This is a genomic window from Novosphingobium anseongense, assembly GCF_037482895.1.
Lineage (GTDB): Bacteria > Pseudomonadota > Alphaproteobacteria > Sphingomonadales > Sphingomonadaceae > Novosphingobium > Novosphingobium anseongense.
On the sequence record NZ_JBBHJZ010000002.1, the window covers coordinates 835,233 to 857,400 of the forward strand.

Genomic DNA, 22,168 nt, shown 5'->3' on the forward strand with positions numbered 1-22,168 from the left:
GGACGTCGGCGACGATGGCGTTGAAGGTCGTGGTCATCGCAGGATTCCTCAGAACGGGCTGATCATGTTGAAGAACTGACCGAGCCAGCCCTGCTTGCTGGCGCGCTGAAGCGCACCCTTGCCCGAATACTGGATGTTGGCATCGGCAACCCGGGTCGATTCGATCGTGTTGTTCTCGTCGATGTCGATCAGGCGGACGATGCCCGAAACCTGGACCCATTCGTTGCCCTGGCTCAGGAGCATGCGCTTCTGTCCGCGCACCAGAGCGGTGCCGTTCGGACGCACTTCGGCGATGGTGACCGAAAGCGTGCTGCTGAGGGTGCTGGTCTGCGATGCATTGCCAGAACCCTTGAACGACGAATTGTTCGAGGCGTTAAGAGCGTCGGGATTGACGGAGAACGGGCCGGCCTTGGGCGGAGTCAGCGAGATGCCGCCATCGCGCTGACTCTGCGAGCCGACGGTCTTGGATGCGTTGGTTCGCTCGACCAGCAGGATCGTCAGGGCATCGCCCACCATCCGGGCACGCGTGCCGCCGTAAAGCGGCGCATAGCCCATCGAGGCGTTGAAGATGCCGCCGGTGGCCGGACCCGCGATGGGCGCGGCGACGGGCAGCGTCGCTTCGAAAGTTTCCTTCGGCTGCTTCTTGGCGAGCGCCGGCGAGGCCGAAAGCGCCGTGGCGGCGATCACGGTCGCGGCCAGCAGCGGCATGCGCTGCGGAAACGAGCCGCGATTGGCGGGCGCGCGGCGCTTGCGCCAGGTCGGGAGGCCGAGGGGGAGGGGAGCGGATGCGGTCATGACGATTACAGCGTCTGGTTCGCGTTGCGGAGCATTTCGTCGACGGCCGAGATCATCTTCGAGTTGATCTCGTAGGCGCGCTGGCATTCGATCATGTCGACCAGCTCTTCGACGATCGAGACGTTGGAGCCTTCGAGCATGCCCTGCTTGATCGAGCCACGACCATCCAGACCGGCGATGCCGACCTGCGCCGGGCCACTCGCGGCGGTCTCGAGCAGAAAGTTGTCCGCGGCGGCCTGGAGACCGGCTGGATTGGTGAAGCTGGCGACGGTGAGCTGGCCGAGCTCCTGCGGGTCGGCCTGGCCTTGGATCGTTGCCGAGACGGTGCCGTCGGACGAAACCGAGATCGACTGCGCGCCTTCGGGGATCTGGATTGCCGGGATCACCTGATAGCCCTGCGCGGTGACCAGCTGGCCGTCGGGCGAGCGGCTGAAGTTGCCGGCGCGGGTATAGGCGGTCTGGCCACCGGGCATCTGCACCTGGAAGTAGCCGTCGCCGTCGAGCGCGAGGTCGTAGGAGTTGCCCGTGGTCTGCATCGTGCCCTGGGTCTCGACGCGCGAGGTCGACTGGACGCTGACGCCGGTGCCGAGGTTGAGGCCCGTGGCGTACTGGGTCTCGGTCGAAGACTGCTGACCGGCGACGCGCGAGTCCTGATAGGCCAGGGTCGCGAAGTTGGCGCGGTCGCGCTTGTAGCCCGTGGTGCTGACGTTCGCCAGGTTGTTGGCGATGACGCGCATGCGCTGATCCTGGGCATCCAGGCCGGTACGGGCGACGTGAAGAGCGGAAGTGGGCATTCGAATTCTCCGTCAGGACGGTATCAGGCTAAGCTAAGCAACATGCGTGCCAATTGCCGGGTCAACCCGGCGTGATCCGCATCAGGCTGGCGCCGCCTTCATCGAGTTCCTTGGCGGTAGCGATCAATTTCGTCCGCATATCAAAGCTTCGCTGGGCTTCGACCATCTCGACGAGGACCTCGGTCGGCTTGACGTTCGACTGCTCGAGCGAGGCGGGAATGACCTTTGCCGTTTCGTCGACCGGCAAAATTCCGCCGTTCGGCGCCCGGAAAATGCCGGTCAGGTCCTTTTCCATCTGGCTGCCGCGAAAGGCTGCGAGCTTGAGCTTGTCGACCGCCGCGGCCGGCGCATCGGGCGTCGCCGGGTCCTGGACCATCACATCGCCGTCGGGCGTGATCGTGACCTTGTTGCCGAGCGGCACCGTGATCGGCGCGCCGCTCTGGCCGAGGATCGGCAGGCCTTCGCCGTTCTGCAGCACGCCGGTCTGCGAGACCGAAAGGTCGCCGCGACGGGTATAGCCTTCGCCGCCGTCGGGCGTCTGGACGCCGAGCATGGCATCGCCCTGGAGCGCGATGTCGAGCGGGTTGCCGGTTTCGACGATCGATCCGGCCTGCATGTTCGCACCGCGGACGGCGGTCGAATTCAGCGCCCGGACTTCGAGCTGGGGACCGTCGAGCGTCATCGGCGTCGACTGCAGCATCTCGGCGCGGAAGCCGATGGTCTGGGCGTTGGCGAGATTGCTGGCGACGACGCGCTGGCGCGTCATCGCCGCAGTCATGCCCGTCGCGGCCGTGTAGATCAGACGGTCCATGGCTTATCAGGTCCGCAGATTCAGAACGGTCTGCGAGATCTGGCTGGCCGTATCGATCGCCTTCGCATTCGCCTGGAAGTAGCGCTGCATGGTGATCAGGCCGACCAGTTCCTCGGTGATGTCGACGTTCGAGCGCTCGAGCGAGCCCGAACTCAGGCCGCCGTAGATGCCGGCGCCGGGCAGGCCGTATTCGGGTTCGCCCGAAAGACCGGTGGCGACCCAATTCGACGAGCCGGTCTGCCTGAGGCCATCGGCCGCCGAGAACTGCGCGAGCGCGACTTTGCCGAGCGTCTCGTTGCTGCCGTCGGCATAGGACACCTTGATCGTGCCGTCGTTGGCGAGCGTGACGCCGGCGAAGGCCGCGGGCGTCGTCGGGGCCGGGGTGAAGTGGCTGTTGTCCTTGGGGAGCTGCAGGTCGACCGGGGTGTCGGTCGACGGGTCGATGACCGCCGGAGAAGCCGGCTGTTCGAAGATCTGCAGGCGGTTGCCGACGCCATCCTTCACGAAGCCTTCGTCGTCGACCGAGAAGGCGCCCGAGCGCGTGTACATGGTCTCGCCGCTGATCGGGTTCTTCTTGGTGAAGAAGCCTTCGCCGTTGATCGCCAGGTCGAGCGCGCCGCCGGTCTGTTCGATCGGACCCATCGACTGGTTCTGGGTGATCGACTGCACGGTCGAGCCGATGCCGAGCTGCATCTTGGGGTTGTTGCCGGTGACCAGGTCCGAGAAGAGCGTGCGGCTCTTCTTGAAGCCGAGCGTTTCGGCGTTGGCGATGTTGTTGGCGGTAACGCTGAGGCCCGTCTGGGCGTTCTTCAGGCCGCTGAGCGAAGTGTAGAAGGACATCTTAGGTCTCCCGATTGTTGGGCTTAGGCGGTGACGCCGGTGGTCGGCGTGCCAGTGTTCTTGATGACGGCATCGAGCTTGTCGGCGATGGCCTTCAGCGTCGAGGTCTGCTCCGTCCCGTTCGACAGCGAGGTGAACTGCGCCATCTGTGCGAGCATCTGGCTGTTATCCATCGGATCGGTCGGATCCTGGTGCTGGAGCTGGGTGGTCAGCAGCTTCAGGAAGTCGGTGCCGTCCATCGAGCCCATGCCCTTGCCGACCTTGGAGTCGGTGGTGGTGACCGAGGACGTTGCGTTTACGCCGCTAAAAATAGAAGTCATTTGAGCCTCATCGTATCGAGCATGAGCTGCTTGGCGGTAGTCAGTGCCTCGACCAGGTTCTGGTATTGGCGGGCGGAATCGAGCATCTCGACCATCTCGGTGTTCTCATCGACCGGGCTGGTCCACACGTCGCCGTTTGCATCGGCAAGCGGATGGTCGGGATTGTGTTCGCGGACGGCCTTGGCGTTTTCGCGCATGACCGACTGGACGTTGACCGTCGAAAGACCGCTGGTCTTGTCGAGCTGTTCGGCGAAGACCGCGCGGATCGGGCGATAGGCGCCTTCCTCGCTGCCGGCGACCGAACCGGCATTGGCCAGGTTCGACGAGGCCGCGTTCATGCGCACGAGCTGTGCCGACATGCCGCGCTGCGCGACGTCGAAGATGTTCATCGCGGGCATGGGTTAGTCTCCCTTCAACGCGCGCGTGATCGTCTCGACGCGGCCGCGGATGAAGCTGAGCGTGGACGAGTAGCCGACGGCGTTCTCGGTAAAGGCGAGCTGCTCGGTGGGCAGCTCGACCGTGTTGCCGTCGAGCGAGGGCATCAGCGGCACGCGATAGAGCGAGGCTGCCGAGGCGGCCTGGTCGGTGCTCATGCCCGAGGTTTTCGCTTTCAGCGCGGCCGCGAAGTCGATGTCGCGGGCCTTGTAACCGGGCGTGGCGGCATTGGCGATGTTGGACGTGATCAGCCCCATACGCTGGGAGCGGAGCTCCAGCGCAGCAGCATGTATTCCGAACAGGCCTTCACTCATCGAACGAGCTCCGTGTGCATGACCCGCCTGTATGAGCAAGCACCGTGCCAAACTGGAAAATGGCGGTTTTTGGCGATTTGTTAGGGGTGAATGCGGCAAAGGGTTGCCGGGTGCCGGCGGCAAATTTTGTCCGATTCGGCCTGAAATCCTGCCGGCATTGCCGTTCTAGGATGGACGCGAAGGGGTGTTTTTTCCGATGAACCTTGCCAGCCTTTTGGATCCGGTGTCGGCCTCGATCGTCGTGGGCGGAACACTGCTCGCGACCGTGCTGCGCTGTGGCACGGGCGACTGTGGCCAGGCGCTCGCGGGGATCGGCCGGCTCGGCAGCAAGCGTTTCGACGCGAGCGAGGCCCGGTCCGAACTTGCGGTCAAGGTCCAGCAGATTCAGCGCGAAGGCGTCCTGCGTGTCCAGCCGGCCCACTCTGGCGACCGCGAATTCGACGAGGCGACCGATCGACTGATCGGCACGCGCTCGGTCGCCGGCCTGCTCGAGATCCACGAGGCGAACAAGCAGCGCCGCCTGGCTGCCGACGGCCAAGCGATACGCACCCTCGCTCAGGCCGCGGATCTGGCGCCTGTGTTCGGCCTTGCCGCGACACTGTTCTCGCTGACCCAGCTTCCCGCCGACGGCATCAACAAGCATGCCTATATGGGCGCGATCTCGATGGCCGTCTGCGCCACGCTCTACGGCCTGCTGCTCGCCAACCTGGTGCTCGCGCCGCTGGCCCGCGCGGTCGAGCGTGCCGCGGCCGAGGAGGAGAGCGAGCGCCAGAAGATCGTCGACTGGCTGGCCAAGCAGGTCGCCGGCGCCATGCCGGCGCGCGTGCGACCCCAGCTCGTGCCCGAGAAACTTTCGGCATGATCGCCGGTTCGGCGTTGACGGCCGGGTCTTCGCTTACCGGTCGCGCGGGCAGCGGATGGCAGTATCTGCTCGCCGACCTGTCACTGATCCTGTTCATGGTCACCGCCGCGGCGCTCGCCTCGGCCGAAGATGCGCCGGCAAAACCGGCAAAGCCCGTCGTTGCCGCCCGGCAAGAGCCGGCCTCTCCGCTTTCCGCCCAAGGCGAGGTCCTCGCGCTCTATCGCGCCGCGCCGGGCGCGCCGCCGCTGAACCAGTGGCTGCGCGACCAGTCGGCCGACGCGCGCCAGCAGCTCACCATCGTCGCGCAATATCGCGCGGGCGAGCAGGCACAGGCGATGCGCCAGGCCGCTGCGCTCGCGCAGGACGCCGGTGAGGCCGGGCTCCATGCGCGTATCGTCGTCGAGCCGGGGCCAGGCGGGACCACCGCCGCGCTGGCTTTCGACAGCCCTGTTCCCCAGACTTCGGCCACTATGGCACAGAGCTTGCAGAAGTCCGTTCCCAGCAACTGATTGCAAAGGAACGACCATGAGCTTGGCCCTTGGCCTGACGCTGGCGGCTGCCGCCGGCTTCGCCGATCTCGATGCCATAGACCGCCAGGTCGCGGCCTTCACCGGTGCGCCGATCGGCGCACCCGGCGGTGCAGCTAATCCCGTCGATCGCCGCCTCCGCCTGCAGTCCTGTGGCGCGCCTCTGGCGGTAGCCTGGAACGGCATGCGCCGGGATTCGGTGCTCGTGCAGTGCCCGGGTGGCTGGCGAATCTTCGTTCAAGTGGCCAATGCCACGCTGGGCGCGGTGGCGGCCGAGGCCCTGCCGGCCGTGACTCGCGGCGACGCTGTGACGATCGCGGTCCAGGGCGACGGTTTCACCGTATCGCAACCAGGCGAAGCGCTCGAAGCGGGCCCCGTGGGCGGCTGGATCCGGGTTCGACCGGTCTCCAGCAATGCGGCCGCGGCCGCGGCCAACAAGGACACGCTGCGTGCGCAGATCGTCCGACCCGGCATGGTGGCGATCCCCGTACCCTAAAGGGGAGGACAGGTAGTTTTCCGAGAGGGCGCGTAAAAAATCGCGCAGACCCTTAAAGAAAACTTCCCGGCACCGTTCTGAGGCTCGAGAGAGTGAAGGAGCGGCATCATGCCACCAATCGAACTGGGACCCACGCGCCCGATTGGCGCGGTTGACGTCCGGATAGCACGCCAGTCCGCTGGACTTCGCGAAACCGCGGAGCCCAAGAGCGGAACCCAGTCCACCGTCGCGCTGAGCGACGTGCTGGATCCTGGCGCTGCCCCGGTCGATACCAGCCGCGTCGAAGTTATCCGTAAGGCGATCGAAAGCGGGCAGTATCCCGTTTTCCCCGCCAAGATTGCCGACGGCATCATTGCAGCCGGCATGCTGCTGACGAAAGGCCAGTAATGGACTCGAAAGCCCTTCGCGAAACCCTGCGGCACATGCTTGCCGTGCTCGAAGCCGAACGGCAGGCGCTTGCCGGTCTCGACCTCGAAGCCATCCTGGGCACCGCGAACGACAAGCAGAAGCTCTGCGGCACGCTCGATGGTTCGGGCGTGGGCGAGATCGACGACGAGTGCCGCGGCCTGCTCGAGGCCGCCAAGCGCCTCAACGAGGTCAATCGGCAGGTGCGCAACCTCATTGCCGCCAACGTTTCCTCGCGTATCGAGACGCTGACGGGCACCGGCGCGGTCTATAAGCCCGGCCCCACGGGGTCGCGCGCGGCCTATGCTTACGCTCGGGCCTGATCGACCTTGATCACTAGGTCCGGGCGCGGTTCGACCCCGCGCCCGTCCTAGACTTTGGTCGGATCGCACACCCTGCATCCGGCAATCCAGACATAATTGGCACGATGTTTGCTGAGTAAGCTTCCGGTTCATTTTGGTACCGGGAGTTTGGCTTGAGCGAGCCTCAATCCATTGCAGGATATTCGGCCGGGCGTGCGTCACCCGCTGATGGCGGCGTGCGCGCCGCGATTGCTCGCGCCGCCCAGGCGACGGGCGTCGACTTCAATTACCTGCTCGCCCAGGCGAAGATCGAATCCAGCCTCAATCCCGGCGCCAAGGCCCCGACCTCCAGCGCCGCGGGCCTCTATCAGTTCACCAACGGCACCTGGCTCCGCACGCTCGAGAAGCATGGCGGCGACCATGGCATGGGCTGGGCCGACGGGATGATCGATGGCGGCCGCGTCAACGATCCCTCGGCCCGCTCGCAGATCATGGCGATGCGCTATGATGCCGATACTTCGGCGCTGATGGCGGCCGAACTGGCCAACGACAACAAGGCCGATCTCACCGCCGTGCTGGGCCGCGAGCCCGATGCCGCCGAGCTCTACATGGCACATTTCCTCGGCTCGGCCGGCGCGCGTGAATTCCTCACCGCGCTCCAGGCCAACCCCGGCCAGAGCGCCGCCGCGATCCTGCCCAAGGCGGCCGCGGCCAACCGCGGCATCTTCTTCGACGGCGGCGTGCCACGTTCGGTCGCCGGCGTCATGGAGCTCATGCGCACCAAGGTCTCGAACGCCATGGAAAGCGGCGGCCTGCCGCCGATGGACTACGACACCGGCTTCGGCATGACCCAGCTCGCCAATTTCCAGCCGCAGGGGCAGCCGGAAGTGACCGGCGGCCCGATCGCCCGGCAATTCGCTGCCGCCCGGCAAGAGATGACCGACGTCCAGCCCGGCCGCCGATCGATGGCTGAAACGCTGCAGAACGCCTTCGCCGCCGCCAGCCCCGGCGGCGCGGCAACTGTCCCCGCCAATATCCGCGCCGCCTACGGCCAGCTCCAGAAGTTCGGAATGTAATCGATGTCTGCGTTTACCCGTATGTTCCGTGGATCGGCCCTGGCGCTTCCCGCCGGCATCATGACCCTGATCGGGCTCATGATCATCCCCGTGCCGGCGATCATCCTCGACGTTTCCTTCGTGCTCAACATCGCGCTGTCGATCGCTATTCTGATGGCGGCGATGAACGCGGCCAAGGTGCTCGACTTCTCGTCGTTCCCCACCGTGCTGCTGTTCGCGACCTTGTTGCGCCTGGCGCTCAATGTCGCCTCGACCCGCGTCGTGCTGGTCCACGGCCACGAGGGCGAAGCTGCGGCGGGCCACGTCATCGAGGCGTTCGGCGCCTTCCTGATCGGCGGCAACTTCGCGGTCGGCATCTTCGTGTTCATGATCCTGATGATCATCAACATGGTCGTGGTCACCAAGGGCGCGGGCCGCGTGTCGGAAGTTTCGGCTCGTTTCACTCTCGACGCCTTGCCCGGCAAGCAGATGGCGATTGACGCCGATCTCGCCGCCGGTCTGCTCAGCGCCGACGAGGCCAAGAAGCGCCGCGTCGAAGTCGGCACCGAGGCCGAGTTCTACGGCGCCATGGACGGTGCCTCCAAGTTCGTGAAGGGCGATGCGGTCGCCGCGCTGCTGATCCTGGGCGTCAACATCATCGCCGGCTTCTGCCTCGGCATGATCAGCCACGGCATGTCGGCGGGCGAAGCGGCTTCGGCCTATATCACCCTGGCCATCGGCGACGCGCTGGTCGCACAGGTTCCCTCGCTGCTGCTCTCGATCGCGGCCGCTGTCATCGTCACCCGCGTGGCCGACAGCAACGATCTTGCCGGCCAGATCGGCCATCAGTTCGCCTCGCCCGGCACCTGGCTGCCGGTCGCGATCATCCTCGGCCTGATCGGCGTCATCCCGGCGATGCCGCAGACGATCTTCCTGCCCGCCGCCGGCATGGCCGGCTTCATCTGGCACAAGCTCAAGAAGCGTGAGGAACGTCTGGCGATCCCCGTCGTGGAAGCGCCGCCGCCGCCCGTGGACCCTGCCAAGATCACGCTGCAGGACGTCTCGGATCACACGCTCGTCACGATCGAACTGGGCTATGGTCTCGTCCATCTGGTCGACGATCGCCGCGGCTCGCCGCTGGTCGCTCGCATCACCGGCGTGCGCAAGCAGCTGAGCCAGTCGTTCGGCTTCGTCGTCCCGCAGTTCCGCGTCCGTGACGCGATCGAGATGCCGCCGCACGAGTATCGCGTCGTCCTGGGCGGTGTGCCGCTCGGCGGCTCGAGCGTGCGCCCCGACAAGATCCTCGCGATCAACGCCGGCGAGGCGCGCGAAGGCCACATGCTTCAGGGCGAAGAGACCTGGGATCCGAGCTTCGGTTGCCCGGCGATCTGGATCGACCAGAATTCGCGCGACATCGCCATCGCCGAAGGTTTCCTGACCGTCGACGCCAGCACCGTCATCGCCACGCACCTGAACCAGCTGCTGTCCGAGCGTCCGCAGGAACTGCTCGGCCCCGACGAGGTCCGCAGCCTGCTCGACGGCATCAAGGAGCATTCGGCCGGCCTTGTCGAGACGGTCTATCCGACGCCTCTGTCGCTGGCCGCAATCACCCGCGTGCTGCGCTCGGTTCTCGAGGACGGCATCCCGATCTCGCACCCGCTGCCGATCCTCGCCAGCCTCGGCAAGTCGGTCCAGCTGACCAACGATCACGATCGCCTGATCGAACTGCTTCGCGCCGATCTCGGCTCGCTGATCGTCGGCCGCATCTGCGGACCGCACGAGCGCCTGCCGGTCATCACGCTCGATGCCCAGCTCGAGAACATGATCGTCCAGGGCATGGTCGATCCGACCACCAACATCCCCGTGATCGAGCCCGATCTCGCCCGCACGATCGGCGAGCACGTTTCGGCGCTGATCGCCGACCGCGGGCCGGGCGCCTTGCCGCTCGCCCTGATCGTCCAGCCGCGCGCGCGCCGTGCGCTGGCCGGTCTCCTCAAGCTTCGCGCTCCGACCTGCCTCGTGCTGTCGATCGCCGAACTTCCGCCGTCGCAGCCGATCGAAGTGATCGACGTCGTCGGTGCCGCTCCGCCGCAGGCGCCTGGCCTGCCGCAACCCAACTACCACGACGAAAGCCTGGCCGCATGAAATACGATCATAGGTCCTTCGCCTCCGGCAAATCCGTAACCGGTGCCTACGGCAATGCCGTCGCCGGCGCCTATGGGGGCGATATCGGCGACCGTATTCGCCGCTTCCTGCCGATGGTCCGCCGCATTGCCTGGCACGTCCATGGCTCGGGACGGCCGGGCATCGAGATCGAGGACCTGATCCAGTCGGGTCTGGTCGCTCTGACCGAGTGCGCGCAGAAGCATGCGGGTCCCGGCGAGGATGGCTTCGCAGCCTATGCGAAGATGCGGGTGCGTGGCGCCATGGTCGACATGATTCGCCGCTCCGTGCCGCTGTCGCGCGGCGCGACCGAGCGCCGCAAGCAGCTGCGCGCCACCGAGGAGGCGCTGCGCCTCCAGCTCGGCCGCGAGGCGACGCCGCTCGAACTGGCCCAGGCCTTGGGTATCGACCAGAACGAGCTCGCCAGCCTGCGCCATGCCAGCGAGCCGCTACGCTTCGAGGCGATCGACGACGCCTATTCGGATAGCGATTTGGCCTTCGCCGACGATCGTCCCGACAGCTTCTCGATGCTGGTGGACGAGGAAACGCGTGGTGCGGTGATTGCGGCGATCACCGGATTGCCCGAACGCCTGCAGATGGTGATCCAGCTCTATTTCGTGGAGGAGCTCAATCTCTCGGAGATCGCGCAAGTCCTTTCGGTCAGCATTCCGCGCGTTCACCAGCTCAAGGCGCAGGCGCTCGGCCATCTGCGCAAGGAGCTCGAAGGTGTCGCTGAAGTCCTCTGATCCCGGATAAAGAAAGAGCGGCTTTCACGAAGAAGAAGCCGCTCTGAGTTGGGGAGAAGAGGGATGTCTTTCTAACCCGTTTATTGCCGATTGGTTTCCAGAACATCGGAAACGGACTCTTTAACGAGGGCGCCGACCCCAGGGGGGTGACGATCGGGCTAGCGCGAGAGTTCGACCAGGCCTTGCGCGGTGAGCACTTGCGGCAATTGCCGTGGCAGGCCCTTGCCGGCGGGATACCAGACATAGAGCGGCACGCCGGCGGCGCTTTGCGCGGTCAGGTAGCGCGTGATCGCCGGATCGCGCCGCGTCCAGTCGCCGCGCAGGACGATCACGCCAGCCTTGGCGAAAGCGTCACGCACTTCTTCGCGCTCGATCGCGACCTGCTCGTTGACCTTGCAGGTCAGGCACCAGTCGGCGGTGAAATAGGCGAAGACCGGCTTGCCGGCAGCACGTGCCTGCGCAAGGGCGGCTTCGGAGAACGGCTTGGCGGGCAGAATGCCCTGTGTCGCCGCCGCGGGCCTGGCGTCGATCATCGATAGCGCCACGGCGCCGCCGATGACGGTGACGGCAAGACCGGCCAGGGCGGTCGACAGGGCCGAATGCCCCAGCCGCTGCCGCCGTCCGATCTCGGCCAATACGGCCAGGACGCCCGCCGCCATGACCGCGGCCATTCGCACGAAGTCTGCGCCGCCGATCCGAAAGGTCAGCCATAGCAGCGCCAGCGCGGTCAGCGCCATCGGCACGGCCATCACCAGCTTGAACTTCGCCATCCAGGCGCCGGGCTTGGGCAGCGCGCGGCGCAGCGCCGGCACGAAGGCGATCGCCAGGAACGGCAGCGCGAGTCCCACGCCGAGCGCGACGAACAGCGCCATCGCCGCGGGCACCGGCAGCAGCAGCGCCGCGCCCATGGCCGCGGCCATGAACGGGCCGGTACAGGGGGTCGCGACGAAGGCCGCGAGCAGCCCTGTGGCGAAGGCGCCCTGGGGCGAACCTTCGGTGGCGAAGCCCGGAACAGCGAATTCGAACAGACCGAGCATGTTGGCGGTGATCGCCACGGCCAGCAGCAGCAGTGCCGCGACCACGCCGGGCTCCTGCAGCTGGAAAGCCCAGCCCACTTCCTCGCCCGCGGCGCGCAGGGCCAGCAGCAGCGCGCCGAGCGCGGCGCAGGCCAGCACCACGCCCGCAGTATAGGCAAGGCCCTCGCGGCGGGCATGGGTCGCGCTCTCGCCCGAGCGCGCGAGGCTCAGCGCCTTGAGGCTGAGGATCGGGAAGACGCAAGGCATGACATTGAGCAGCAGTCCTCCCGCCAGAGCCAGCAGCAGCAGCCAGGGCAGACTCGCGGTCGTGGCCTGCGCGGCTCCGGCCAGCGGTTCGCCATTGCTGGGCACGGTGCCCGGCGCGGCATCGAACACGACGCCGTCGCCGGCCGCATTGAGCCGCAGCACGCCGGCCAGCCGGGCCGGTTCCTTCGCCGCGAGCTTGGGGCGTTCGAGCTCGACGATCAGCAGATCGCCCTTGCGACTGAACCTCTGCGGCGCGGCATAGGCGACGAGCCGGTCCTCGGTGGCGAAGACGTGAGGATCCTCGAGTTCCAGGCTGGCGGGCAGCGGAATGCCCAGCCGGATAATATTGCCTGAACGAGCGAACTGCGCCTGGGCGCCGAGCGGGGCGGGCAGGTGCCGGCGCCACGTGTCGAAACGCGGATCGGGCGCGCCGCGCGGGCCTACAGTCACCGCCGTTTCGAGACGCGCCTGCTCGGGAACGCAGATCTTGTCGGTGCAGGCCAGCCACTGGGCATCGACCCGTACCGTCCGACCGCCGCCCGGTGCCGCATCGGCGCTCAGAGTCAGCGGCACGAGCACAGCATATTCGTGCTCGTAGACGTGGTTCATCAATCCGGAGATCAGCAGGGTCTCGGGAACCGGATAGAGCGGTTCGCCGGCCTTCATGCCTGCCGGCAAGGTCCAGTCGAGCGTCATGCCGAGACCCGCGTCGCCGGGGTTCGACCAATAGCCGTGCCAGCCTTGCCCGGGCCGCATGCGCAGCGCGAGCCACACCGTCTCGCCCGGTTGTCCGGCGCTCTCTGCAACGAGTTCGGCCTGGATATGCATCGCCGCGGCCTGGGCCGGCGCGGCGGTCAACATCAGAACGCAGAGCTGCCACAGCACCGCAACAACCACGCGATAGCAGCGCATTTCCGTCGTCGCTCCTGACAGGGCCTTGCGCACGCAGCGCGGGCCAGCCATCAGGGCTCTGCCGGTTTCGCGTCGAATTTTCAAGGAATCCCTATGCGCCGCTCGCTCGCCCCGCTCGCTCTCGTTCTGGCTCTCTCGGCTTCGGGCGCCGCGCTCGCGAAGGCCGCCGAACCCGCGCCACCGCCCGCCGCGCCGACGTCGGCGCCGACTCCCAAGGCGCCGCCGCGGTTGATCGTGGCGATCTCGGTCGATCAGTTCTCGGCCGATCTCTTTGCACGCTACCGCCGCTATTTCACCGCCGGCCTGGCGCGCCTGCAGGAAGGCGCGGTGTTCCCCTCGGGCTTCCAGTCGCACGCCGCGACCGAGACCTGCCCAGGCCACTCGACCCTGCTGACCGGCGCCCGCCCGTCGCGCACCGGCATCATCGCCAACAACTGGTTCGATCCATCGATCGCCCGCGCCGACAAGCGCGTCTACTGCTCGGAAGACGAGCGCGATCCGGCCAGCACCTCGCGCGATCCCGTGGTCTCGGCCTGGCACCTCAAGGTGCCGACCCTGGGCGAGCGGATGAAGGCCGCCTGGCCCGAGAGCCGCAACGTCGCGGTTTCGGCCAAGGATCGCGCCGTCGTGATGATGGGCGGCCATGCGATCGACGCCGGCTACTGGTGGAAGGGCAGCGCCTTCACGAGCTTTGCCGGCAAGCCGCTGTCGCCTGCGGTCCAGGCGGAGAACGCCGCGGTCGCCAAGCTGCTGCAGGCAGGTGCCCCTGCGATCGCGTTGCCCGCCTGGTGCAACGCTGCCGACCGCGCCGTGCCGGTCAAGAACTTCACCATCGGCAACGGCCGCTTCGTGCTCGAACCGAACAAGCCCGACGGCTTCCGCGTCTCGCCGCGCATTGATGCGGCGACGGGGGATCTCGCGCTCAAGCTGGTCGACGAGATACAGCTCGGCAAGGGCAAGGCGCCGGACATCCTCTCGGTGTCCTATTCGGCGACAGACTATGTCGGCCATGCGCTGGGCAACGGCGGCGCCGAGATGTGTGTCCAGTTGGCCGAGCTCGACAAGACGATCGGCCGTCTGCTCGCCGGGCTCGACGCGCGCAAGCTTGACTATGTCGTCGTGCTCAGCGCCGACCACGGCGGCCTCGACGCCACCGAACGCCTCGACCAGCAGGCCTATCCGGCGGCGATCCGTGTCGACAAGGCGCTCCAACCTGCGGCGCTCGGCCAGGCGATCACCGCCGAGACCGGCGTGACCCCGCCCGCAGGCGCGCTGATCTTTGGCGACGGCCCCGGCGGTGACTACTACATCGCGCGCAACCTGAGCCCCGAGCAGAAGGCCAAGGTTCAGGCCGCGCTGGTTGCGAAGCTCAAGGCCAGCCCGGAGGTCGCCGCGGCCTATGCCGCGCAGGAGATCGCCGCCCAACCGCGTCCGACCGCCTCGCCGCAGGACTGGACCCTGCTCGAGCGCGCGCGCGAATCGTTCGACGCCGAGCGCTCGGGCGACGTCGTCGCCTTCCTCAAGCGCGGCGTGATGGCGATCCCCGATCCGGCGCCGGGCTATACCGCCGGGCACGGCAGCGTCTGGGACTACGACCGCCGCGTACCGATGCTGTTCTGGCGCCGCGGCTTGCCGGGCTTCGAGCAGCCGGCCCCGGTCGAGACCGTCGACATCGCGCCGTCGCTGGCTGCGGTTCTCGGCCTCAAGGTTGCTTCGGGTGAATTCGACGGCCGTTGCCTCGATCTCGACGGCGGCGCCGGGGATACTTGCCAGCCCCAGCCGTGACGCCTAGTCCGGCGAGCATGGAAGAACGCCGCGATCTGGTCATTCTCGGGGGCGGGCTCGTCGGCATGACGCTGGCGCTCGCCGCCGCCAAGGCGGGCATCACCAGCCACGTCGTCGACAAGGCGAGCCCCGAAGAGCTGACCGCCGAGGGTGCCGACGGCCGCGCTTCGGCGATCTCGACCGCGAGCTGGAACCTGTTCGGCAATATCGGCCTGACCGAAAGACTCGAACCGCTCGGCTGCCCGATCGCGGCGATCGCCGTGACCGATGGCATGAAGCCGGGTCGCATCGATTTCCGCCCGGAGCCCGAGGAGGGCACCTTGGGCCGCATGTTCGCCAACCGCGACCTGCGGCTCGCGCTGTTCGCCGCGGCGCGCGAGGAGCCGGCGATCGCCTGGCACACCAGCGCCGAAGTGGCCCCTGGGCCTGATGGGCGCGAGCGCGGACCGCACGGCGTTTCGGTTAGGCTCAAGGACGGCCGGGTGCTCGCGGGCAGCCTGCTCGTCGCCGCCGAGGGCCGCCAGTCGCCGACGCGCGACGAGGCGGGCTTCTCGCTGGCGAAGTGGGACTACAAGCACCGCGCTATGGTCACCGGCCTCTATCACGAGAAGCCGCACGACAATGTCGCCTGGGAGATCTTCTACCCCTCGGGACCTTTCGCGCTGCTGCCGCTGCTCGACACGGCCGACGGGCGGCATCGCTCGGCGCTCGTCTGGACCGTGGCAGAGAAGGACGCGAAGGGCGTGATCGGTCTGTCCGACCGCGGGTTCCTCGCCGAAGTGACCAAGCGCATGCAGGGCATTTTTGGCGAGATCGAACTGTCGGCGCCGCGCATGGCCTATCCGCTCAACTTCCACCACGCCGCGCGCGTTGTCGAGGATCGCCTGGCCGTGATCGGCGATGCCGCGCACGGCATGCATCCCATCGCCGGACAGGGGCTCAACCTCGGTCTGCGCGACGTCGGCGCGCTCGTCGAAGTGCTGACCGAGGGCATGCGGCTGGGGCTCGACCCCGGCGACGCCCAGCTCCTCGCGCGCTACGAACGCTGGCGCAGCCTCGATGCCTTCGCAGTCATGTCGGTGACCGACGGCATAAACCGCCTGTTCGGCGTACCCGGCCGCCTGCCGAGCGCGGTGCGCCGCCTGGGCATGGGCGCGATCCAGCGGCTACCGGTGCTCAAGCGTTTCTTCATGGACGAGGCGCGTGGCGTCTCTGGCAATCTGCCGGAGCTGCTGCGCGGATAGGAAGGGGGCTGAATGGGGTTGTCGCTGCAATTCGTCGGCTGCGGCGATGCCTTCGGCTCGGGCGGACGCTTCAATACCTGTTTCCACCTCACCGGCGAGACGACCAACCTGCTGATCGACTGTGGTGCCTCGTCGCTTGTGGCGATGAAGCAGCTCGGCATCGATCGCAATGCGATCCGGACAATCGTCGTTACCCATTTTCACGCCGATCACTTCGGCGGCATTCCCTTCTTCATCCTCGATGCGCAGTTCTTCAGCAAGCGTCGCACACCGCTGACGATCGTCGGACCCGTGGGTCTGCCCGCCTGGTACGAGCGGGTGATGGAGACCGCCTTCCCCGGATCATCGGGGGCGGCGCAGAAGTTCGCGCTGGAACTCGTCGAAATCGCTGCTGGCGAGACACTTGCGGTCGGCGCGATCGGGGTCAGCGCATTCCAGGCGCTCCACGGCCCGCCGGGCGGACCTTATCTGTCGGTGCGCGTCGAGGCCGAAGGCCGATCGGTGACCTATACCGGCGACACCGAATGGACGCCCGAGCTGATCCCTGCGGCGCGCGACGCCGACCTGTTCATCGTCGAGGCCTATTTCCGTGACAGGACGATCGCCACCCATCTGAGCCTCGACGCGATCGAGGCTAACTTGACCGAAATGCGGCCCAAGCGGCTCGTGCTCACGCACATGAGCGACGACATGCTCGGCCATCCCGACCGCGCGCTCTATGAGACCGCCGAGGACGGGCTGGTGATCGCGATTGCATAGCGCGAGCGCTTTCTTTCCCGAACGGGTGCGTTCAGCCCGCTATCGGGCAACATGGTAGGGGAGCGGCCCATGGGGTTGGCGGTGCGTACAGCAACTTGTTCCTGCGGTCGGGTTCGGTGCGTGGGCCTCGGCACGCCGATCTTGAGCACGGTCTGCTACTGCAGCGATTGTCAGGCCGGGGGATACCAGATCGAAGCTTTGGCCGGCGCGTGCAGGGTGCTCGATCCAGACGGCGGATCACCGTACCTTACTTATCGCGACGACCGTTTCGCCTGCGTCGAAGGTGCTGACTTGCTCGTCGGCTACAAGCTCAAGCCGGATGCGCCGACGCAGCGCTTCGTTGCATCGTGTTGCAACACGGGCCTGTTCCTCAAATTCGCGCCGGGCCATTGGACATCGTCCTATCGCTCCCGGTTCGACGGTCCGCTGCCACCGATCGAAATGCGAACGAAAGTCGCTAGGCGTCAGTCCGATTTACCCATTCCCCAAGATGCCCCGGCATATCGCTCCTTTCCCTTGAAGCTCTTCCGCCGCTTGTTTGCCGCTCGTATCGCTATGCTGTTTTCGTCCGCCTCCGTCGGCAGGTGATGCGTCACCGCCACTAAGGCGCCGATGTCTCCACCGCCTCCGGTGCCGTATCGGCATTCGGCGCCAGCGGGCTTGGCTGATCGACCGACCGACCGGCGCCGTCGCGCAGAGCGCGCGGTTCGAGCATGGCGGCGGTCTCGATGACGTCGAGCGCGCGCTGGGTGTTCTCGTAGCGGCGGGCCTCCTCGATCCAAAGCTGCGCGCCCTCTGCGCCCGGAAGGCGCTCGACCTCGGCGACGGCTTCGCCGATCTTGCCACGTGCGAGCATCAGGCGGGCGCGGGCGATGCGGTTTTCGGCGGTGGCTGCGGGGACGGGCGCGCGACGCACGACGAACAGGCTCGCGATCTCGCGGCGCAGGCGCGTCCAGGTGCTCTCGTCGCGCAGGGTGCCGGTGAGCACGGGCGCGGCGGCCTCGAGCTGGCCGATCAGCTCGTCGAGGGTGATCGGACGCTTGGCGGCGGCGATGATCGTCTGCACGGCTTGCGGCTGGGCGCCGCCAAAGCGGAGGGTCAGCTGGTCGGCGACAAAGCTCAGCGGCTCGCCCTTGTCGAGGCGGCGGCGCGCGGCATAGGCAACGAGCAGGGCCTCGGAGCGCGCGGCATTGCCCGAAGCCGCCGTAGCCTCGCTATCGATCCGCGTCAGCCGGTCTTCGAGCAGCGCGAGGCGCGTTTCGACGCCGCCCAGGGTCGCGGGATCGGCAGGCGTCGACGGGGGCTGGGGCGTTGGGGCGCTGGCGGCCAGCGGCACGGCCCCGGTCGGTCGCGTTACTAGCCTGGCCGCGCGCGCTTCGCGCAGGCTCGCGGGCAGTTGGCCGGTCGTCGCCAGCCAGCCGACGATGCCGCCGCCCACGAGGAAGGCCAGCAACGCGGCCAGCAAGGTGGTGGTCAGATTTCGGCGCGGCCGCGGCAGCGGCAACGGTTCGCTCAGCGTTTCATCCTGCATCAGGCCCGCAATTCCTTTCAGCGGCCGGGGTTTGGCACAAGTCCTGCGCCAAGGCCAGCAATGCCGTATCGTTCGGTGCAGCCGCGGCGCGGATCGCGGCCCAGCCATGTCCAGCCGCGCGCGAGACTCGCGGGCCGATCGTGGCGAGCGCGACTAGGCCGCGGTCGACGCGGTGCTGGTCGCAGAGCGCGGCCAGGTGGTGCGCGGCCTCTGCCGAATGCAGCGCCACCACCACGCGCCCTTTGAGCAACTGCCCGAGCGCCGATGGCATGGGCAAAGGTTCGCTAGCGTAGACCACGCGCTCGAGGATCGACACGCCGCGCGGCGGGGTCAGCACCATGCGCTCGCGGCCCGAAAGCCGCAGCAGCCGGCGATGCTCGGGGCGGATCAGCGGCAGCAGCGCCTTGATTCCGCCGACGCCGCTGGCGACGACATCGAGCCGGGCCGCGCGCGCAACCTCGGCTGTGATCGCGCCGACCGTATAGGCAGGCTTGCCGGCATAGTCCGTCAGTGCCGGACCGGCGTGGCGCGGTGCGTTGGCGCTACCCAGCAGCAGCGCGTCGAACCGGTCCGGCGCTGGCGGATCCCAGGCGACTGGCTCTACTGCGAAGAGCGGGAAGCCGTGGACGTCGAGTCCGAGCGCGCAGGCCGTCGCGACCGTGGCGTCGCAGCCCGGCTGCGGCCGGATGACGGCCAGAGGGATCATGGCAGCGGCATCATGATCAGTCGGCGGGCGGGCCGGCGAAATGCACGGTGACGGCTTCCGGCGCCTCGGCGAGGAGCTGCGCTGCCAGCCGCGCCGGGCCTTCGGCATCGCCAGCGGCGAAGCGCGCTTCGGCTTCGACGCGGTGCGCGCCGTCAGGGCTGAAGATCGCGGCACGCAAGGAGAGCCGGTCGCCCTCGGCCGCGGTCAGCACCGCGATCGGGCTGTGGCAATTGCCGCCGAGCGCCGCGAGCAGCGCGCGTTCGGCGAGGACCGCGTCGCGGCTCGGCGCGTGGTCGATCGCGGCGAGCAGTGCGCGGGTAGCCGCGTCGTTGGCACGGCATTCGATGGCGATCGCGGCCTGCCCTGGTGCGGGCAGCCATTCGTCGGCGGGCAGGGGGTGGCCGGTGCCCGTCTCGCCTAGCCGGTTGAGCCCGGCGGCGGCGAGGAAGGTTGCGTCGGCCTCGCCCGCGGCCAGCTTGGCGAGGCGCGTGGCGACATTGCCGCGGATCGGCACGACCTTGCAGTCGGGCCGCGCGTGGAGCAGGAGCGCGGCGCGGCGCGGCGCGCTGGTGCCGACCACGGCGCCTTGCGGCAGCGCCTGGACGCTGGCCGCGCCGACGAGCACGTCGCGCACATCCTCGCGCGGCAGAACCGCGGCGATGGCGATCTCGGCCGGGCGGATCGTCTCGACGTCCTTGGCGGAATGCACGGCGAAGTCGATCTCGCCCGCGATTAGCGCGGCGTCGAGCTCTTTGGTCCATAGTGCCTTGCCGCCGATCTCGGCGAGCGGGCGATCCTGGATACGGTCGCCGCTGGCAGTGACGGAGACGAGCTCGACCTGGGTTTCGGTCCAACCGTGCGCGGCGATAAGGCGGGCGCGCGCCTCTTCGGCCTGGGCCATGGCGAGTGGGGACTTGCGGGTTCCCAGGCGGAGCGGACGGTCAAGAGCGTTGAGGGTCATGGCGCGGCTTGTGCTAGTCTGCAATCTCACTAAGTGGAAGCACGGATGAGGATAGTCCTTGGCATCGAAAGCTCGTGCGATGAAACCGCCGCTGCGTTGGTCACCGACGGGCGCGTCATCGTGGCGCAGCGCATCGCCTCGCAGGACGAGGCGCATCGGCCCTATGGTGGCGTTGTTCCGGAAATCGCTGCCCGTGCCCATGCCGAGATCCTGACGCCGCTGATCGAGGCGACCCTGGCCGATGCCGGCATGACCCTGGCCGATGTAGACGCCGTCGCCGCGACCGCCGGGCCGGGGCTGATCGGCGGGGTGATGGTGGGGCTGGTCACCGCCAAGGCACTGGCCATGGCTGCCGACAAGCCGCTGATCGCGATCAACCACCTCGAAGGGCACGCGCTGTCGCCGCGGCTGGCCGACGAGACGCTGGAATTCCCCTATCTGCTGCTGCTCGCCTCGGGCGGTCATTGCCAGTTGCTGCTGGTCGAGGGCGTCGGCCGCTTCCGCCGGCTCGCGACGACGATCGACGACGCTTTGGGCGAAGCCTTTGACAAGACCGCCAAGATCCTCGGCCTCGGCTATCCGGGCGGCCCCGCGGTCGAGCGGCTGGCGGGGGAGGGCGATGTCAGGAAGGTGCCGCTGCCGCGTCCTTTGCTGGGCAGCGCCGAACCGCATTTCTCCTTCGCGGGTCTGAAGAGCGCAGTGTTGCGGGCGAAACAGGCCGGCGTGCACGCCGATGCCGACATCGCTGCATCGTTCCAGCAGGCCGCAGTCGACTGCGTGATCGATCGCAGCAAACGCGCGATCCAGGCAGCCGGCCCCGTCACCGCCCTGGTAGTTGCGGGGGGCGTAGCAGCCAACAAGTCCATCCGCGCGGCGCTTGAGGCGCTGGCCGCGGACAACAGCCTGCGCTTCGTTGCGCCGCCGTTGCAGCTTTGCACCGACAATGCCGCGATGATTGCCTGGGCCGGCGTCGAGCGGCTCGGCCAGGATGATCCGTTCGATTTCGCCCCAAGGCCCCGCTGGCCGCTCGATGCGGCGGCCGAACCGGTGCGCGGCGCGGGAGTGAAAGCATGACGACCCTTCGACAAGCTCAGGGTGAGCGGATTGGAGTGATCGGCGCGGGCGCCTGGGGCACCGCGCTCGCCCAGGCGCTGGCCAGCGACGGCAGCGAGGTCGTGCTTTGGGCGCGCGAGCCCGAACTCGTCGCCGAGATCAATGCGACGCACACCAACAGCCTGTTCCTGCCGAGCGCGAAACTGGCCGGTAGCGTGCGCGCCACCGGCGACATCGCCGAACTCGGCGCGCTGCCGGCCTTGCTCGCGGTCGTGCCCGCGCAGTTCCTCGGCTCGGTGCTGGCGGGCCTGCCCGATGGGACACGCGATCTCGTGCTCTGCGCCAAGGGCATCGAGGCTGGCTCGGGCCGCTTGATGGCCGACGTCGCGCGAGACGCCGCGCCTGCGGCCAGCCTTGCCGTGCTCTCGGGACCGACCTTCGCGCACGAGGTCGCCGCCGGGCTGCCGACCGCGGTCACGCTCGCCTGCGCCGGCGGCGAGGCGCAGTGGGCGCGGCTCTCGCCGCTGATCGCGCGGCCGGCTTTCCGGCCCTATTATTCCGACGATCTGATCGGCGCCGAGATCGGCGGCGCGGTCAAGAACGTTCTGGCGATCGCCTGCGGCGTGGTCGAGGGATTGCAACTCGGCCAGAACGCGCGCGCTGCGCTGATCGCGCGGGGCTATGCCGAGATGCTGCGCTTCGGCCTGGCGCGCGGTGCGCGTGCCGAGACGCTGTCGGGTCTCTGCGGGCTCGGCGATCTCGTGCTGACCTGCTCCTCGACCTCGAGCCGCAACTTCTCGCTCGGCAAGGCGCTCGGCGAGGGCCAGAGCGCGGCCGAGGCGCTCGCGGGCAAGACCAGCGTCGCCGAAGGGGCCGCTACCGCGCCCGTGCTCGCCGAACTGGCGCGCGCCGCAAACATGGACATGCCGATCGTCGAGGCCGTCGCGCGCCTGCTCGCGGGCGAGGCGCCGGCGCGCGCGGTGGTTTCCGAGCTGCTCGCGCGCCCGCTCAAGGCCGAGCTGGAGCGCAAGGCTTGAGCACCGCACCCACGGGCGCGGGGGACCCCCAG

26 protein-coding genes are annotated in these 22,168 nt (G+C 67.9%); 15 read left to right on the forward strand and 11 right to left on the reverse strand.

Annotated elements, in window-relative coordinates; all coding sequences use genetic code 11:
- Positions 1–48: 48 nt before the first annotated feature.
- From WG901_RS12760 to flgB, 7 genes are all read right to left on the reverse strand, one after another.
- Positions 49–708, reverse strand: a complete 660-nt coding sequence (locus tag WG901_RS12760; RefSeq protein WP_339587711.1) for a flagellar basal body L-ring protein FlgH — start codon at positions 706–708, stop codon at positions 49–51.
- Positions 709–800: 92 nt separating this feature from the next.
- Positions 801–1,589, reverse strand: coding sequence for a flagellar basal-body rod protein FlgG (gene flgG, locus WG901_RS12765; RefSeq protein WP_339587449.1), 789 nt, complete (start codon positions 1,587–1,589; stop codon positions 801–803).
- Positions 1,590–1,650: 61 nt separating this feature from the next.
- Positions 1,651–2,400: a flagellar basal body rod protein FlgF gene (locus tag WG901_RS12770; protein WP_339587450.1), complete on the reverse strand. Its 750-nt coding sequence runs from the start codon at positions 2,398–2,400 to the stop codon at positions 1,651–1,653.
- A gap of 6 nt (positions 2,401–2,406) precedes the next feature.
- Complete coding sequence (locus tag WG901_RS12775) at positions 2,407–3,240, reverse strand: flagellar hook-basal body complex protein (protein ID WP_339587451.1); 834 nt, start codon at positions 3,238–3,240, stop codon at positions 2,407–2,409.
- Between the two features lie 23 nt (positions 3,241–3,263).
- The gene (locus WG901_RS12780) at positions 3,264–3,560 is read right to left on the reverse strand and encodes a flagellar hook assembly protein FlgD (protein ID WP_339587452.1); all 297 of its coding nucleotides are present in this window, start codon (positions 3,558–3,560) and stop codon (positions 3,264–3,266) included.
- A complete protein-coding gene (gene flgC / locus WG901_RS12785) occupies positions 3,557–3,958 on the reverse strand; it encodes a flagellar basal body rod protein FlgC (protein WP_417602905.1) in 402 nt (133 codons plus the stop codon). Before flgC ends, WG901_RS12780 begins: the two co-directional genes overlap by 4 nt.
- Positions 3,959–3,961: 3 nt before the next feature.
- Positions 3,962–4,309, reverse strand: a complete 348-nt coding sequence (gene flgB, locus WG901_RS12790) for a flagellar basal body rod protein FlgB (protein ID WP_339587453.1) — start codon at positions 4,307–4,309, stop codon at positions 3,962–3,964.
- 31 nt (positions 4,310–4,340) lie between these two features.
- On the opposite strand from flgB, the gene WG901_RS12795 reads away from it, so the two are divergent.
- The 9 genes from WG901_RS12795 to WG901_RS12835 all read left to right on the forward strand — a co-directional run bounded on the left by WG901_RS12795 (position 4,341) and on the right by WG901_RS12835 (position 10,865).
- Entirely contained in the window at positions 4,341–4,478 is a 138-nt protein-coding gene (locus tag WG901_RS12795; RefSeq protein WP_339587454.1) for a hypothetical protein, read from the forward strand.
- A gap of 27 nt (positions 4,479–4,505) precedes the next feature.
- Entirely contained in the window at positions 4,506–5,171 is a 666-nt protein-coding gene (locus WG901_RS12800; RefSeq protein WP_339587455.1) for a MotA/TolQ/ExbB proton channel family protein, read from the forward strand.
- On the forward strand, positions 5,168–5,680 hold the full coding sequence (locus WG901_RS12805) for a hypothetical protein (RefSeq protein ID WP_339587456.1): 513 nt from the start codon (positions 5,168–5,170) through the stop codon (positions 5,678–5,680). The genes WG901_RS12800 and WG901_RS12805 overlap by 4 nt, the downstream gene beginning before the upstream one ends.
- Before the next feature lie 16 nt (positions 5,681–5,696).
- Entirely contained in the window at positions 5,697–6,194 is a 498-nt protein-coding gene (locus tag WG901_RS12810; RefSeq protein WP_339587457.1) for a flagella basal body P-ring formation protein FlgA, read from the forward strand.
- Between the two features lie 108 nt (positions 6,195–6,302).
- On the forward strand, positions 6,303–6,581 hold the full coding sequence (locus tag WG901_RS12815) for a flagellar biosynthesis anti-sigma factor FlgM (RefSeq protein ID WP_339587458.1): 279 nt from the start codon (positions 6,303–6,305) through the stop codon (positions 6,579–6,581).
- Complete coding sequence (locus WG901_RS12820) at positions 6,581–6,922, forward strand: flagellar protein FlgN (protein ID WP_339587459.1); 342 nt, start codon at positions 6,581–6,583, stop codon at positions 6,920–6,922. Before WG901_RS12815 ends, WG901_RS12820 begins: the two co-directional genes overlap by 1 nt.
- 152 nt (positions 6,923–7,074) lie before the next feature.
- Positions 7,075–7,977: a transglycosylase SLT domain-containing protein gene (locus WG901_RS12825; RefSeq protein WP_339587460.1), complete on the forward strand. Its 903-nt coding sequence runs from the start codon at positions 7,075–7,077 to the stop codon at positions 7,975–7,977.
- Between the two features lie 3 nt (positions 7,978–7,980).
- A complete protein-coding gene (locus tag WG901_RS12830; RefSeq protein WP_339587461.1) occupies positions 7,981–10,101 on the forward strand; it encodes a flagellar biosynthesis protein FlhA in 2,121 nt (706 codons plus the stop codon).
- Positions 10,098–10,865 carry a sigma-70 family RNA polymerase sigma factor gene (locus WG901_RS12835; RefSeq protein ID WP_339587462.1) on the forward strand — a complete coding sequence of 256 codons (768 nt, stop codon included), beginning with the start codon at positions 10,098–10,100 and terminating at the stop codon, positions 10,863–10,865. The genes WG901_RS12830 and WG901_RS12835 overlap by 4 nt, the downstream gene beginning before the upstream one ends.
- Before the next feature lie 158 nt (positions 10,866–11,023).
- Here the strand turns inward: WG901_RS12835 and WG901_RS12840 are convergent, their stop codons facing one another.
- Positions 11,024–13,060: a protein-disulfide reductase DsbD family protein gene (locus tag WG901_RS12840; RefSeq protein WP_339587463.1), complete on the reverse strand. Its 2,037-nt coding sequence runs from the start codon at positions 13,058–13,060 to the stop codon at positions 11,024–11,026.
- 93 nt (positions 13,061–13,153) lie between these two features.
- Between WG901_RS12840 and WG901_RS12845 the strand changes: the two genes are divergently transcribed.
- From WG901_RS12845 to WG901_RS12860, 4 genes are all read left to right on the forward strand, one after another.
- Positions 13,154–14,845 (forward strand): alkaline phosphatase family protein, encoded by a 1,692-nt coding sequence (locus tag WG901_RS12845; RefSeq protein WP_339587464.1) that lies wholly within the window; start codon positions 13,154–13,156, stop codon positions 14,843–14,845.
- A gap of 17 nt (positions 14,846–14,862) precedes the next feature.
- Positions 14,863–16,089: a UbiH/UbiF/VisC/COQ6 family ubiquinone biosynthesis hydroxylase gene (locus tag WG901_RS12850; protein WP_339587465.1), complete on the forward strand. Its 1,227-nt coding sequence runs from the start codon at positions 14,863–14,865 to the stop codon at positions 16,087–16,089.
- 12 nt (positions 16,090–16,101) lie between these two features.
- Complete coding sequence (locus tag WG901_RS12855; protein ID WP_339587466.1) at positions 16,102–16,848, forward strand: MBL fold metallo-hydrolase; 747 nt, start codon at positions 16,102–16,104, stop codon at positions 16,846–16,848.
- 69 nt (positions 16,849–16,917) lie between these two features.
- A complete protein-coding gene (locus tag WG901_RS12860; RefSeq protein ID WP_339587467.1) occupies positions 16,918–17,436 on the forward strand; it encodes a GFA family protein in 519 nt (172 codons plus the stop codon).
- A 13-nt stretch (positions 17,437–17,449) separates the two neighbouring features.
- Here WG901_RS12860 and WG901_RS12865 read toward each other — a convergent pair whose 3' ends face one another.
- The 3 genes from WG901_RS12865 to hemC are packed head-to-tail and all read right to left on the reverse strand — an operon-like array spanning position 17,450 to position 20,046.
- Positions 17,450–18,379 carry a hypothetical protein gene (locus WG901_RS12865; RefSeq protein ID WP_339587468.1) on the reverse strand — a complete coding sequence of 310 codons (930 nt, stop codon included), beginning with the start codon at positions 18,377–18,379 and terminating at the stop codon, positions 17,450–17,452.
- Positions 18,369–19,085 carry a uroporphyrinogen-III synthase gene (locus WG901_RS12870; protein ID WP_339587469.1) on the reverse strand — a complete coding sequence of 239 codons (717 nt, stop codon included), beginning with the start codon at positions 19,083–19,085 and terminating at the stop codon, positions 18,369–18,371. Before WG901_RS12870 ends, WG901_RS12865 begins: the two co-directional genes overlap by 11 nt.
- Before the next feature lie 16 nt (positions 19,086–19,101).
- Positions 19,102–20,046 carry a hydroxymethylbilane synthase gene (hemC, locus tag WG901_RS12875; RefSeq protein WP_339587470.1) on the reverse strand — a complete coding sequence of 315 codons (945 nt, stop codon included), beginning with the start codon at positions 20,044–20,046 and terminating at the stop codon, positions 19,102–19,104.
- Positions 20,047–20,091: 45 nt separating this feature from the next.
- Between hemC and tsaD the strand changes: the two genes are divergently transcribed.
- Together tsaD and WG901_RS12885 are read left to right on the forward strand one after the other, a co-directional pair.
- Complete coding sequence (gene tsaD / locus WG901_RS12880; protein WP_339587471.1) at positions 20,092–21,120, forward strand: tRNA (adenosine(37)-N6)-threonylcarbamoyltransferase complex transferase subunit TsaD; 1,029 nt, start codon at positions 20,092–20,094, stop codon at positions 21,118–21,120.
- Complete coding sequence (locus WG901_RS12885; RefSeq protein ID WP_339587472.1) at positions 21,117–22,136, forward strand: NAD(P)H-dependent glycerol-3-phosphate dehydrogenase; 1,020 nt, start codon at positions 21,117–21,119, stop codon at positions 22,134–22,136. The genes tsaD and WG901_RS12885 overlap by 4 nt, the downstream gene beginning before the upstream one ends.
- The last annotated feature ends 32 nt before the right edge of the window (positions 22,137–22,168 follow it).